Origin of the sequence: Paenibacillus amylolyticus (assembly GCF_047302515.1) — a bacterium.
Lineage (GTDB): Bacteria > Bacillota > Bacilli > Paenibacillales > Paenibacillaceae > Paenibacillus > Paenibacillus amylolyticus_G.
On the sequence record NZ_CP168019.1, the window covers coordinates 3,882,667 to 3,896,497 of the forward strand.

Sequence of the window (13,831 nt, forward strand, 5' to 3'; positions counted from 1 at the left end):
GATATATGCATAATGCTTATGTATGTACTACATCTATACCCGATATTTTGTCGATTCACGCTTATTTTGAAGAAATCTGTAAGGTGCTATAATCTTGTAAATATGTTAAAATATTATACATATCATGGTAGGGAAAAGGCGGGATACTTATGTCGAAGGAAGAGCGTAATATAACCTGGCAATCATCCAGCATCAACAGGCAAGACCGGGAGAAGCATAATGGGCACCGTAGTCGTGCCATATGGTTTACTGGGTTATCAGGTGCAGGAAAATCATCCCTTGCATTTGCCCTGGAGCAGTATCTCTACGATCAAGGCGTACGCTGTTATGTTCTGGACGGGGATAATGTACGTCATGGACTGAATCGTGATCTCGGTTTTACAGCAGGGGATCGTCAAGAAAATCTGCGGCGAATTGGTGAAGTATCGAAGTTAATGGTAGATGCCGGGTTATTTGTACTTTCGGCTTTTATCTCTCCTCATGAACAGGATCGGGAGATGGTCAGACAGTTATTTGAACCAGATGATTTCATTGAAATCTATGTGCGCTGTTCAATCCAAGAATGTGAGCGGCGTGATCCCAAGGGTCTATACAAAAAAGCCCGCAACGGTGACATCCCGCATTTCACAGGCATTTCCGCCCCCTATGATGTACCCAAATCGCCTTCATTTATCATCGATACAGAGCAATGGTCCATTGAGGAAGCCGTGCAAGAGATCGTACACCATTTGGAGCAGATCGGCGCTCTTCAACTGCCGCTTCCTACGAAAACAGCTGTTGTTCATTAATCCTTGCTCAATATACGAACCACCTACATGAAAGGCGCGCCCATCGTGGCGCGCCTCTTTATGTGATAACATTGTTGGTTGTAGCAACGATAAATGAATAAAGAGAAGAAGATACACATGCTCTATCATCGCGTTTGAACGTCTTCTGCTATCTACCCTCTTACTGCCCCACAACACCGGCTTGCATGTTCAAAAGTTTGCTGAACGTCCCTACCGGATCAGTAGATAACTGCTGGTACCCTCCCTCTTGAATCACCCGACCTTCATCGAGCACAATTACACGATCTGCCGTCCGAATCGTAGACAATCGGTGTGCAATCACGATAATAGTCACATGTCCTTTCAATCGTTCTAACGCCTCATGAATGTACTGTTCATTCTCACTGTCCAGCGCACTTGTTGCTTCATCCAGTACCAATACCGAAGGATTACGCAGCATAGCCCGGGCAAGCACCAATCGCTGACGTTCGCCCCCCGATAGACGAATACCCCGATCACCAATGATCGTATCCAGACCCTGAGGCAACTTCCGTACAAATGCTGCAGAGGAGGAAAATTGCAAAGCCTGCCACATCTGTTCTTCACTTGCATTTGGATCAACCAGACGCAGATTCTCACGAATACTCGTATGAAACAGGAATGGGTCCTGGGAGACATATCCGATGGAACTCCGCCAGCTCAATAATCGTTCTTCTGACAGAGGCACACCATCAATCAAAATACGACCAGTTTCAGGCCTCACAAGGCCCATAATCAGATCTATCAGCGTGCTCTTGCCTGCTCCGGATTTCCCCACAATCGCGGTCATGCCCCTTGCTGGAATCGAAGCTTGCACATTTCGCAATGAGTACGTATCACTTCCCTCATAGCGATAGCAGACATCCTCACAGGTGATAGATTCCTTCAGTTCCATAGGTTGAATCTCATCAGTTCCAACGTCTCCTGCCGAAGCAATCTCTTCACTAATCTCACGACTCTTCGCCGTCTGCGCTTGCAGTTCTCTGACTACCCGAAATGCAGGCAGCATGGAGCTAATGTACTCCAGATTGGACTGAATTGCCGTAAATCTTGGCCATAATCGGGAAAAGATTAGGATGATGAGCAGCAGACTTGCGGGAGGCACTGTCATTACACGGAGAGAAAGATAGATGAATGCCGCAATAATGATTGCCGCGGACATCCGGTGTATCAGCTGTGTTCCACTGTTCAATTGGCTAAACTGAATGACATTGCGTTCTATCTGTCTGCACATGTGCTCAAACCAGTTCATGTGTGAGCGCTCAAGCATGTTGCTCTTAATATCCTTAATGCCGTTGAAATGCTCGGTAATGCCGTTATAATAACTTTGCGAGAATTCAGAGGTCTGGTCTCCGATCTGCTTGGCCCGCTTGACGAATTTTCTCAAGACAAAAAATAATAACAATCCACAGACCAGCACAAGTGCCGTCAACTTGGCGGATAACCAGAAAGCAAGACCAATCTGTATCCCCGTAAAGATCAGCGAGGCTGCCATTTGCAGCATAATGCTCGTTCCTTGGCTCACACGTGCAAGTTCAGTCGTTAATATATGGTTAAAATCGGATTTTCGTTTTTGGAGAAAAAATGACCACTGCGCCATAATGATGGCACCATAGGTTTCCATACGCAGCGTTCGTACAAATTGCTGCTGGATTCGAGTATTACGGATCGTCTGGAGACGCTGCATCCAGGCCTGTCCGGAGACAATCAACACAAAGGTGAACAATACGAGTAACAATTGGCTATTTTCAGAAAAACGATTCAACACTTCGCCAATCCAGGGAATGTTTAAGCCTGTGGAGCCCATCTCAAATATGCCAATCAGACTCAGCATCGGAACAAGCATGTAGATGCCGATCCCTTCCATGAGACTGATACAGATCATCCCTAGCAGATTCCAATATAAAATGGGCCCCGTGACATGATGCAACTTTCGCATGAAATACCTTAATTCCGAGATCATACTTTACCCCTTTCCGTCACCGTATACCTTTTAATTCGCCGCCAGAACCAGAGAAACGGACGTAACGGAAAGTACAGAAAAAACAAAGAACGCGGAAGCGGCAGTTGATCCACATCCCATGTACTTGGATATAAACGTTCAATAAAGAAAAACCATTTCTGTTTTGTACTTCGAAGTTTAAACAAATACGATTGATAAGACTTCATATCAGCCGGACTTTCCAGCATGTCGTTCATGAACTTTGCGCCTTCGCTGGCTAATCGCTTACCTGTACGGTCACTTAAGGACATCAAGGACCTGTACTCTACATCCAGCGGCGTGTTCAGCAGCTCCGAGGCCAGATAAAGAGCCTGTGAACCAATGGATAAACGTCCCTCCGCTTTCAGACGTCTCTCTAATTTCTTCACATCAAGTGGCATGTTGCGGATCATCTGGTCGATATCCAGTAACCAGCGCAGTCTGAACCATCCGTGTCGTGCACCATGGGTTACGAGATAGGCCCATAGATCTTCTTGTTCAAGCATACGGACAGGTGTCTGTGTGTATGAACTGAACCGGCTGCGTTTCCACAGCAATTCAAAATCGGTTTCTTTGCCCGAATCCGGATTCAGACGCCAATGGATCTCCACTTGAGTCCGTTTGACCGGATGGGTGTAACAGATATGATGTTCCCGCCATTTCCAGCTGCGCACCGTAGGTGCCCGCTCCCCTTCCTTGGATACGTATCCGAGGGTAGCCAGAATGCCTTCAGCCGCTTCCACATCATCAAATGGAATCAGGATATCCAGGTCTTTGGAGGTTCGCATCGATACATCGCCATAGAGATCATGGGCGAGTGCTGGCCCCTTTAGTGTAATATTGCGGATACCGCGTTCACGAAAAGCTCCACAAACCTGCTCCATCTCAGCTGTCAGATGTAACATGCGGAACGTATTGACCGTATATTGTTGTCTCAGACTCTCCATAACATCTGCAGGAATGATTGCAGAGTTTAATTCTTTCATTTTCAAATAAAGGACAGAGTATAAGCGGTGATGATAGACAAGCCGCAGAAAAAGCTGCCAATCGGTTCCTTGCAAACCCGCCTTGAGTTCTTCAGGGGATAGAGCCGTCAGATCACCTCTAATCATGCTCAAAATCAGCTTAAGCTCCTTTGGAAACCCTGATGAATAGAGTTCACTTTCATGTATCATAGACAATCTCCCCAGATCCCTTCTCCGGACACCGTTTGCCAAACACACCGACAACCGTATATTGGTCCATAGTATCAGCTCCGGTCACGATCAATTTACCACTTCGCAGCCAGGCATGAGCCATCATATGTCCTTGCTTATTCCGTGCAGTCCCCATGTATAACGTACTCTCTATCTTGCGTCGCTCAAGCATCTTCATCCCGGCAATCGCCATTACAAGGCAGCGGCTTTCCCATAACGTATATTTGCTGGCGAGCGAAATCGCTTTGGAAATATTACGTATAGTAATGACCTCGCTGCGTTCGAGTCCTGTCATCGGTGTTTCTACCATAGGCGTACCCAGCCCTGGCGCGATTTTGGCGAATGGCATAGCCTTCTGTATGCGTGCCCAGCCAAGGAGGATATAGGCCTCCCATACCAGTCGACGCATCGACCGCGGGAGCGAGAGATAAGCCTTTATTTTTCGCAACATCATTCTAGACTCCGCGAGTAACGTCGATTAAACCTTCACGGGACAGATGTTCCAGGAATTGCACCACCTGCTCACGACATACATCTGGCTCAATCTCATACTCCGCAGCAAGTACCTCCACAACTTCACCCAGCGTGCGTTCTTCTGCGATCAGGTCCCAGATTCGTCCACCGGTACTCCCGAGATTATAGTATTTTCCAGAGCTAATGCTCATCATGACTTTCTCACTGCCCATATCACTGACCAGATTGCCTTCCTTCCGGGTTACCCGGTCTTCCACATTCATCGGCGTAGTCGCTGTCATTGTCCTGTATGCACTCCTTTACGTATATGATCTGTGATCCGATCCACCATCCCAAATGCTGTAAATTCAGCACCCGTTCTGACCAATCTGCCAATCTCCACACTTGCTGAAAGTCTTGAAGCCGTCTCAAACAACCACTGTGCCAGCCCCTGTCTTGCAACGAGTCCACCACGGAACGTATGCGAGCATAACAGATGCAGTCGTTCTAGCCCCGTCACTTCAACCAGTTGAACAGATGTATGGTTTGCCTCCGGTTGTGGAGCAAGTTCGAATATACCACCTAGTGGCACAGCCATCTCATGAAAATAGTGCTGAACAGGAATCGCATACTTCGTAATCTCCGCGTGAACCGTTGCATAATCCTGTTCCTTCATGCCGAAACCATCCAGACTGGGCTGCCATAACTTCTGTTGCGGGTAACCAGGTGATACGATGGCTCTTCCCCCCGCATCCCAGGTTAGTGCAACAACATCATCGGTGAGAAGTGGATATCCGCGTGATGCCAGTGCGGCCGACAGTGTCGATTTGCCTGCCCCCGAATGTCCGACAAATGCGTAAGCCCACCCATCAATAACAACTGCACTACCATGCAAAGGAAGAATGCCACGCTGCATCATAATGACCGCCATACAGGTGCCCAGGATGAATAATCTGACCTTTTTCTCATCTGCACCCGGTATGGGAGATACAACAATGCGCTTTCCTTGTTCCATTAGAAACAGACCTGTATCTTCGATTTTGAAAAAAAGACTGCCCTCTCGTGCCACAAAGTTGTCGTTGCCTACATCCCAATCCTCCCACAATGGGGACAGATCTGAAGACTCGATGTGCACATCCACGACATCAAAATCAGTCTCCGCATCCTTGGGTGCGATCTGTAGTTCAGGCATTCGAATTTGGCTCGACCAGCGCAGACCATACGCCACATAATGCACAGGCAACAATGAACGACGCCTCCTTCGTAATAAAATGTAAAAAAAGCCCTTATATTCATGTTGCTCAATATAAGGGCGGAGGCGAAAAGCTGGATTTGTTGCATTTCCGCCCTTTAAGTATGATGACACTTCATAAAACTTAATAACTTAGGAAGTTGGATCGTACAGATCCGCATCGTGAACCGTTACCCAGTCAATTTGTCTGTAGCCAGTACCGGCCATCGTTTGATTGACTTCCAACACTTCAAGAGCTGGTGCTTGCCATTCCTTTTTTTCCATTTGCATCGTATTCACCTCCTTTCATGTGCCCTCATTCAGAATTTCCGAATGAACCGATAGACAATCAGACTATGCATCATCAACCGTAAATCCGGGTGAGAAGCTAACTCTGGTCTAGGACTTGGAAAATTCGCCAGGGCAGATCTGATGCGCTCCGTGTTTAATATGCCGGCGACCTTGCTATCAGAACACAAGGCACGCAACTCGGCCGTAAAGGCATCCCAATTCGGAATGATGCGATGCAGCCAATCCGCCGGCTGTACACCCCTTACCCGCTGATTCAGTCTGACCTTGTCAGGCAACTCCGGTGAAGTTGCCCGGCGAATCAATGAACGATCCGTCCCGTGTTTCACATATTGTTCAATCGGTACAGATAGGCAGAATCGAATGACTCTGACGTCACTGGTCGGGTCACGTTCCCAAGCCCGATAACGGAGAGAACATTTTGTGGCTACTGCACCGTTTTTGTTCGCTATGGCCAGATTATTGAATTTCTCGGCACGGACTTTGAGTGCATCCGCCTGGGCACCGCCCTGCAGAACAATAATGGATTTGAGTCTTTCCAGTACACCTGTTCTTTGAGCAAAATCAGGATGGATCAACTGCACGGACGCGGCCTGGCTTGCTCCTTTGGACTGAGCCTTGAACCATTCCGGATATGCCTTTTTCCCGGTGATCTTGGCTATACGGGAGAAGGGCATGCCGGTCCGTTCACTATACTGCTGCATCTCACGGAACCAGCGGTACCAGCGGCCACTTTTCAGTAGACTGGCGTAATAATCCAGAGCCGGCCCCCAGGAGATGGTGAAATTACCACGTGCGCCTGTGAGCAGGATGCCTGCATCTTGCTGGCTCGCTTTTTCATAAAATCCGCGAATCCAGAATGAATTTTCAAAGTATTTGTAGGGCATTTCCATAATGTCGAGCCAGGTATCTACTTCACTAAGTGGACTTCTGCCTTCAAAATCCAGATAGTTCTCTGTGATATTGCCCACATGATTAATCGTGGAACGTATGAAGGGCCGTTCGTCTGCGAGCAACGTTTTCGACGTGTAATCCGTGAAATCCGGCACGGGAACATAACTGTAGGCCTGCAGCCGTTTGCCCTGACTTCTCAGTGTTCCGGAAGCAAAACCAACCACGGCTCCCGAGTCCAGTCCTCCACTTAATGCAGCAGCCACCTGCCTGTGAGTTCGTAGTCGTGATCCAACCGCCTGCCCAAAGACCTCTCGAAACGCTTCTACATACTCACCATCGGATTTCAGCTTTAGAGGTTCGACTTCATTCCAGCGATGATATTGCTTCAGCTCCAGTCTCCCATCCCGGAAGACAAGTGTATGTGCAGAAGGCAGCTGGCTTATTCCCCGATATACGGTCGAATTGATATCTGCTGAATCATGCATGTCAGGAATGGCGAGGAATTCGGACAGCCAGGTCTCATCAAGTTCTTTATGTACCCCTTCAAGCCCGAGCAATGGATTCATGAGTGTGCAGAAAGCAAAACGTGAACCATCATGTCGGTAATAAAAAGCTCTCATGCCTGTAATATCTCTAGCTGCATACAGTTTGCGATTCCGCTCATCCCATATCGCGAATACAAAATCCCCCAGCAATCGGACGGCTACATCGTCTCCCCAGCGCTGATAGGCACGCAAGATCAATTCACTATCCGCCAACATAGCCAGTTCAGCTCTGGATATCTGTAATTGATCTGCCAGTTGTTCGCGGTTATCCAGAATCGCATCTGCCGTGATGGTCAGACCACTTTCCTCATCATATAAAGGCAACTTCTCGCTAACCGATTCCGGTGTAATCCATTGGGCATGACAGCTGAGGAACGCCTCATTGCCTTTCCACACCCCTGTTGTATCCGCAGGGACATGCCCCAGGCTTGCGTACAGACGCCAGCTGTCTTCCCATAGCGCCTGCTGACCATCGTTGTGAACAATTCCTGCTATGGCGCTCATGACTTGCCTCCCCGTAGAATCTTGCGCTGTGAAGCCCAGGCGCTGATCTGATGACCAAATGGTACCCATGATTTGATACGCTGTATTTTGCTTTGAGCAGAAGCCAGCTGGACTTTCAAGCGTTCTCGCTCACTGTAACCCCGTTCCAGACGATGATCTGCCGCCCGTAGTGCGGCCTGAAGCTGCCTGATCGTTACCAGTGCAGCTAGCGTCGGGTCTGTCTTTTCCGGTTCTTCGACAACTTGGTCATTAAGATTCCCAAGCGGATCATGAACGACAGAATCTGCTGGCTGCATTCGGTATTGTGGTTGCCACTGGCAACCGGTCGCTGCTGTCAACTGATGCGTGATTCGGTCGATGACCTCTTGATCCGGACTTGCATCATAATGTACACCCGTCCATTGTTCGGCTTCTGCCAGCTGTTCACTGTATCCCATCCGGTGGAACAGATCTGCCCCCATTACACGGCAATACAGTTCAACTTCATGTGGTTCTAATATGTTTTTCCAGTTGTTAACAGAACCCTGATGTGCCTCTTGATGCGAAGAGAGGAAAGGATCACCCACGCCCATACTGTAGAACATGTCAGACTTGGCACTGTCCAGAAACTGTCCATACTGCTCCATTCCCTGTTCATATCGAATTCCCAGAAACGCGCATAGTTTCTCAAGTTCTTCCTGAGGATTGGAAACCAATCGTTCATATTGCAATTCATACGCATTGGAATGGGGTTTGGCAAAATAATCATTCAAGCGGAGCATCCCAAGTGTGAGATCTACGGATTTCATATTTAATTTGGGGCTCTGCAGACTATGAATCAGATCGAATCCTTCTCCTGTGTGGCGGTTTACCTTTTTGAATGATGCAGCTACGGCCAGAGGATTACGCTGGAGATGAATACGCTTGGACTGAGGGAACAGACGATCCAGCCATTCCAGCATGTAATAGTACCGTGGAGATTTATCAACGATGAAGTCTGCTCCGCTCCCCTCCAGGAATCCATTGTAGATTTCAAGAGCAAAACTTCTGCACGCCTTCTCGAAGACATCCTCAGATACCATGGCATTGTAGAACTGGCGCATGATGGAGCTGCCACCGTAAGCACGTGAATCAGCCTTGGGTAAATCGACAAGATTCATCAGAAACCACATTTCCTGGGTGGCAAATATACGACTATGATTTTGCAGCATTACGGTGGATAAGGAACTACCACTGCGGGGAACACATAGTAAGAAAACAAGTCCGTTACCTTGAGCATCGATCAATGGCAGCCTCTCCTCTGTTCATTAGTATAAATATGTAGCTGGGATAGACCAGACTCTACCTTTGTGTTTGGCAAAACGAGTAATATGCACGCTATAGGTCAGCATTTTGCAATATTCCGTCGGAAGTTCACCCGGGAATGAAGCAAAACACATGGTTACATTCGACAACTCTCGGATACAATATGTATTTATAGTTTTACTCTATGATACAAAATGTATCATGTCAATCTTTTATTTTCACCTTTTCATAAATTCATACTCTTTCACTGTATTCTGCTGTCTGTCATTTAAGCACTTATTCATGATCAATTATGTTCTGATTGCACAAACGCGAATAAGCTTCAGACATGTTCTGTGAGGAACAATGTCTGAAGCCATACCTAATCCGTTGAGAAACTTAATATGAAAACGGGTGAACAACCATCAGGTAAACCTTACATTTGAACTTTTCCCAGGAGCTCCAACGCTCCCATTTCGCTCTTCTTCCTGATCTGCCCGTGTAGCATCCTGCATCCCCTTCTGTACCTTCACAGTTAACAATACAGCAATTCCCGCGACGAAAAAGAAGATGAGCGACAGAATACCCCAACGTGTGGAACCCGTGATCTGCCCAACATAACCAAACACAAATGGACCAAAGATCGAAGAGAATTTGCCTGTAATATTCACAAAACCAAAATACTCTCCTGTTCTGCCTGCTGGCATCAGATTGCTAAACAGGGAACGCGCTGTGGATTGACTCACACCCTGTACGACACCAACCAACCCGGCGAGCACATAGAAGTGAATCGCTTGTGTCATGAAATAACCGAGAATCACAATACATATGTAGACCGATAAGCTAACAATTAATACCTGCTTTGCTCCCCAACGCTGTGCCCATGCTCCCAGTAACAATGTACACGGGAATCCGATGAACTGGGTTAACAGTAGCGCGAGCATCAGGTCGGCTGTGCCTATGCCTATACTTGTCCCATAGATCGTAGCCATCAGAATGATGGTATTAATGCCGTCATTAAAAAACCAGAAAGCCACCAACATGCGGATTAACTGGGGAAAACGCCGCATCTGACGAAAGGTTTGCCGCAGTCTGCGTACGCCCACCGCAGCATACCCTTTCCACGTTCCGGGCAGATCCGGTGATGCAGGCCGTCTCGGAGCATGGCGAAAGATCGGTATCGAGAACAGCAACCACCACAACGAGACGGAGATAAAAGCAAGTCTTGTGCCTGCCAGTGTACTGCTCAGCCCGAACCAGCCCGGTTGCTGAATCATCAGCAGGTTCGCTGCAAGCAGCAAGCCTCCTCCAATATAACCATAGGCATAACCTTTGGAGGATATCATGTCTCTTCGTTCCACAGGTACCAGATCCGGCAGCATTGCATCGTAAAAGGTGTTACCACCCGCAAAACCGATCGTAGATATGACCAGCAACGCGGAAGCAAGGAACCAGTCCCCTTCACCGATTGCGCTGAATCCCAATGTAGCAAGGACGCCTATAATTGCAAATACACGCAGGAAGTCGCCCTTCCGTCCTGACAAATCAGCCAGCGTGCCAAGCAGCGGTGTTAGCAGAGCTACGCACAACATGCCAATGGAGTGTGTATAGGCCAGGTAGGAGGCAGCCGTATCCGTATCCAGCGTCGCTGCAGCCACCGAAGCATAGAATACGGGCAATACTGCCGCCAGTACTGTTGTTGCATAAGCCGAATTGGCCCAATCATACATAATCCAAGCCTTGATCGCCTTTTTATTCACATAAATCCTTCCTTTACATGCATCTATTAAATGATTGATGTCTTTCTCCTATTGTATAGGAAGGATATCACACTTGTTCACTGTTATTGTAAAAAATGGTGCAGTTCTGTTCTTACGACTCACCTTACCTCTGAGGTGAACTTGCGTAATTGTATCATTTTATATCCACTCTCATCACATATCGTCCTCGCCCGTGAATATACTTAATTACCGACAGGCCAAACTGTGCCGCGTAATCAATGGGGGGTGCCTACATGTCAAATTCACACCAGCCTTACTCGTTCGTCGTGTCGAAGGAAGATTGGTCGCTTCACCGCAAAGGGTACCAGGACCAACAGCGCCATCAGCAAAAGGTGAAAGATGTCATCAAGCAGAATCTGCCTGATCTGATTACGGAAGAAAACATCATCATGTCTGATGGAAAACAAATCATCAAGGTACCAATCCGCAGTCTGGATGAGTACCGTTTTGTGTATAACTACCAGAAGCAAAAACATGTCGGTCAAGGAGACGGTGACAGTCAGGTCGGAGACGTCATCGGTCGTGATCCCTCTGCTTCGCAGAAACCCGGCAAAGGTGAAAAAGCTGGCGATCAGCCTGGTCATGATATTGTGGAAGCCGAAGTTAGTATTGAGGAATTGGAAGATATGCTCTTTGCTGAGCTGGAATTACCCGATCTGAAGCAGAAAGACAAGGATCTGATTGAGACACATACGGTAGTTTTCAACGATATTCGCAAAAAAGGCATGCAGTCCAATATTGACAAGAAACGTACCATTCTGGAGAATCTGCGTCGCAATGCAACGACCGGTACACCAGGCATCCATCACATCAGTCCGGATGACCTGCGCTACAAGACATGGGAAGACAAAATCATTCCACAATCCAATGCCGTTATTATTGCCATGATGGATACATCCGGGTCCATGGGTTCGTTTGAGAAATACTGCGCGCGCAGCTTTTTCTTCTGGATGACCCGTTTTCTACGCCGTCAGTATGAGAAAGTTGAGATTGTTTTCCTCGCCCATCATACGGAAGCCAAGGAAGTAACCGAAGAAGAGTTTTTTACCCGTGGCGAGAGCGGAGGCACCATCTGCTCCTCTGTATATATGAAGGCACTGGATATTATTGACAGTCGGTATCCACCTTCAAGCTACAACATCTACCCTTTTCACTTCTCTGACGGGGATAATCTGACCTCGGATAACGAACGGTGTGTAAAGCTGATCGGTGAATTAATGAAGCGTAGCAACATGTTTGGATACGGCGAAGTGAATCAGTACAACCGCAGCAGCACACTGATGTCAGCTTATCGTCATATCAAGATGGATCAGTTCATGTATTATGTGATCAAAGAAAAAGGCGAAGTGTACAAAGCTTTGCGCAGCTTTTTCCAGAAACGGGAAGGAGGCAGCGTTAGATGACAGATGAGATCCGCGACCTAGAATACGCTATTGCCGAGATTATGGAGATTGCCAATGGTTTTGGTCTGGACTATTACCCCATGCGGTACGAAATCTGCCCCTCGGATATTATTTATACATTTGGAGCCTACGGCATGCCGACCAGATTCAGCCACTGGAGCTTTGGCAAAACATTTCATAAGATGAAAATGCAATACGATTTTGGACTCAGCAAAATTTATGAGCTTGTCATCAACTCCAACCCTTGTTATGCCTTCTTGCTGGATGGCAATTCCCTGATTCAGAACAAATTGATCGTAGCCCACGTCCTGGCACACTGCGATTTTTTCAAAAACAATGCCCGCTTCTCCAAATCCAACCGTAATATGGTCGAAAGCATGGCTGCTACGGCGGATCGGATCAGCAATTATGAGATGGAGTACGGAACGGAAGCGGTTGAAGCATTTATCGATGCCGTGATCGCAATTCAGGAACATGTGGACCCACAGCTGATTAAACCCCGCCATTTGGACAAACAACGCTACATGGAGATGAAAATGCGGGAGCAGCGCGGTGAGAAAAAACCACGGCCGGAAGGTCGCTATGATGATCTATGGTCACTTGATGACGTGCAAACGGAAGAAGCACCCGCTGAAGGTATTCAGGTCCATCATTTTCCGCCTGAACCGGAGAAGGATGTCATGTGGTTTATTCAGGAATTCTCCGAAGTGTTGACCGACTGGCAGCGGGATATCATGAGTATGATGCGTGAAGAGATGTTATATTTCTGGCCACAGATGGAAACCAAAATTATGAACGAAGGCTGGGCATCCTACTGGCATCAACGCATTATCCGTGAACTCGATCTGAACAGTGAGGATACAATCGAATTTGCAAAGCTCAACTCCTCCGTGGTGCAGCCATCCAAACAAAGTCTGAATCCGTATTATTTGGGACTGAAGATTTTCGAGGATATTGAACGGCGCTGGGATAACCCAACCCGTGAAGAACAGGAACGTTGGGGCCGTAAACCAGGCCAAGGTCGTGCCAAAATGTTCGAGGTGCGTGAATTCGATTCCGATACCTCCTTTATCCGCAATTACATGACCAAGCAATTAACCGAGGATTTGGACCTCTACGTATTTGAGAAAAAAGGCCCGGACTGGAAAATTACCGACAAGTCCTGGGAGAACATACGGGATCAGCTCGTATTTTCACGTGTCAACGGGGGCTCCCCTTATCTGGTCGTGCAAGATGCTGATTATCTGCGGACCGGAGAACTCGTGCTGAAACATCAATATGAGGGCATCGAGTTGGATCTGAAATATATGGAACGCACCCTGCCTTATCTGTATCGCCTCTGGGGACGTACCGTCCATGTGGAGACACGTGTCGAGGATAAACCGATCTGGTTTACGTATGATGGCAAGAAACACCACCGCAAGTTTATGTAAGGTTTTCGATTATCGTTATAGGAAACGAAAAT

The 13,831-nt window shown here is 47.5% G+C and carries 12 protein-coding genes; 3 read left to right on the top strand and 9 right to left on the bottom strand.

The features are described from left to right. The first annotated feature begins 149 nt into the window (after nt 1-149). Nucleotides 150-788: an adenylyl-sulfate kinase gene (gene cysC / locus ACDJ59_RS16670; RefSeq protein WP_413404271.1), complete on the top strand. Its 639-nt coding sequence runs from the start codon at nt 150-152 to the stop codon at nt 786-788. A gap of 160 nt (nt 789-948) precedes the next feature. On the opposite strand, the gene ACDJ59_RS16675 is transcribed toward cysC, so the two are convergent. The 9 genes from ACDJ59_RS16675 to ACDJ59_RS16715 form a co-directional block, all read right to left on the bottom strand. Beyond that, nucleotides 949-2,766, bottom strand: coding sequence for an ABC transporter ATP-binding protein (locus ACDJ59_RS16675; RefSeq protein ID WP_413409841.1), 1,818 nt, complete (start codon nt 2,764-2,766; stop codon nt 949-951). After that, nucleotides 2,766-3,899, bottom strand: a complete 1,134-nt coding sequence (locus tag ACDJ59_RS16680) for a nucleotidyltransferase family protein (protein ID WP_413409842.1) — start codon at nt 3,897-3,899, stop codon at nt 2,766-2,768. The genes ACDJ59_RS16675 and ACDJ59_RS16680 overlap by 1 nt, the downstream gene beginning before the upstream one ends. A gap of 52 nt (nt 3,900-3,951) precedes the next feature. After that, nucleotides 3,952-4,434 carry a lasso peptide biosynthesis B2 protein gene (locus ACDJ59_RS16685; protein ID WP_017689559.1) on the bottom strand — a complete coding sequence of 161 codons (483 nt, stop codon included), beginning with the start codon at nt 4,432-4,434 and terminating at the stop codon, nt 3,952-3,954. A 4-nt stretch (nt 4,435-4,438) separates the two neighbouring features. Next, nucleotides 4,439-4,738, bottom strand: a complete 300-nt coding sequence (locus ACDJ59_RS16690; protein WP_017689560.1) for a lasso peptide biosynthesis PqqD family chaperone — start codon at nt 4,736-4,738, stop codon at nt 4,439-4,441. After that, complete coding sequence (locus ACDJ59_RS16695) at nt 4,735-5,682, bottom strand: aldolase (protein WP_413404274.1); 948 nt, start codon at nt 5,680-5,682, stop codon at nt 4,735-4,737. Before ACDJ59_RS16695 ends, ACDJ59_RS16690 begins: the two co-directional genes overlap by 4 nt. Before the next feature lie 138 nt (nt 5,683-5,820). Next, nucleotides 5,821-5,958: a paeninodin family lasso peptide gene (locus ACDJ59_RS16700; RefSeq protein WP_017689562.1), complete on the bottom strand. Its 138-nt coding sequence runs from the start codon at nt 5,956-5,958 to the stop codon at nt 5,821-5,823. A 29-nt stretch (nt 5,959-5,987) separates the two neighbouring features. Continuing rightward, nucleotides 5,988-7,919 carry an asparagine synthase-related protein gene (locus tag ACDJ59_RS16705; RefSeq protein ID WP_413404276.1) on the bottom strand — a complete coding sequence of 644 codons (1,932 nt, stop codon included), beginning with the start codon at nt 7,917-7,919 and terminating at the stop codon, nt 5,988-5,990. Then, nucleotides 7,916-9,184 (bottom strand): sulfotransferase family protein, encoded by a 1,269-nt coding sequence (locus tag ACDJ59_RS16710; RefSeq protein WP_413404278.1) that lies wholly within the window; start codon nt 9,182-9,184, stop codon nt 7,916-7,918. The genes ACDJ59_RS16705 and ACDJ59_RS16710 overlap by 4 nt, the downstream gene beginning before the upstream one ends. Nucleotides 9,185-9,607: 423 nt before the next feature. Beyond that, entirely contained in the window at nt 9,608-10,942 is a 1,335-nt protein-coding gene (locus ACDJ59_RS16715) for an MFS transporter (RefSeq protein ID WP_413404280.1), read from the bottom strand. A 254-nt stretch (nt 10,943-11,196) separates the two neighbouring features. Here ACDJ59_RS16715 and yhbH point away from each other — a divergent pair, with 254 nt between their 5' ends. Next, nucleotides 11,197-12,366 carry a sporulation protein YhbH gene (gene yhbH, locus ACDJ59_RS16720; protein ID WP_036609998.1) on the top strand — a complete coding sequence of 390 codons (1,170 nt, stop codon included), beginning with the start codon at nt 11,197-11,199 and terminating at the stop codon, nt 12,364-12,366. Beyond that, nucleotides 12,363-13,799: a SpoVR family protein gene (locus ACDJ59_RS16725; protein ID WP_076252399.1), complete on the top strand. Its 1,437-nt coding sequence runs from the start codon at nt 12,363-12,365 to the stop codon at nt 13,797-13,799. Before yhbH ends, ACDJ59_RS16725 begins: the two co-directional genes overlap by 4 nt. The last annotated feature ends 32 nt before the right edge of the window (nt 13,800-13,831 follow it).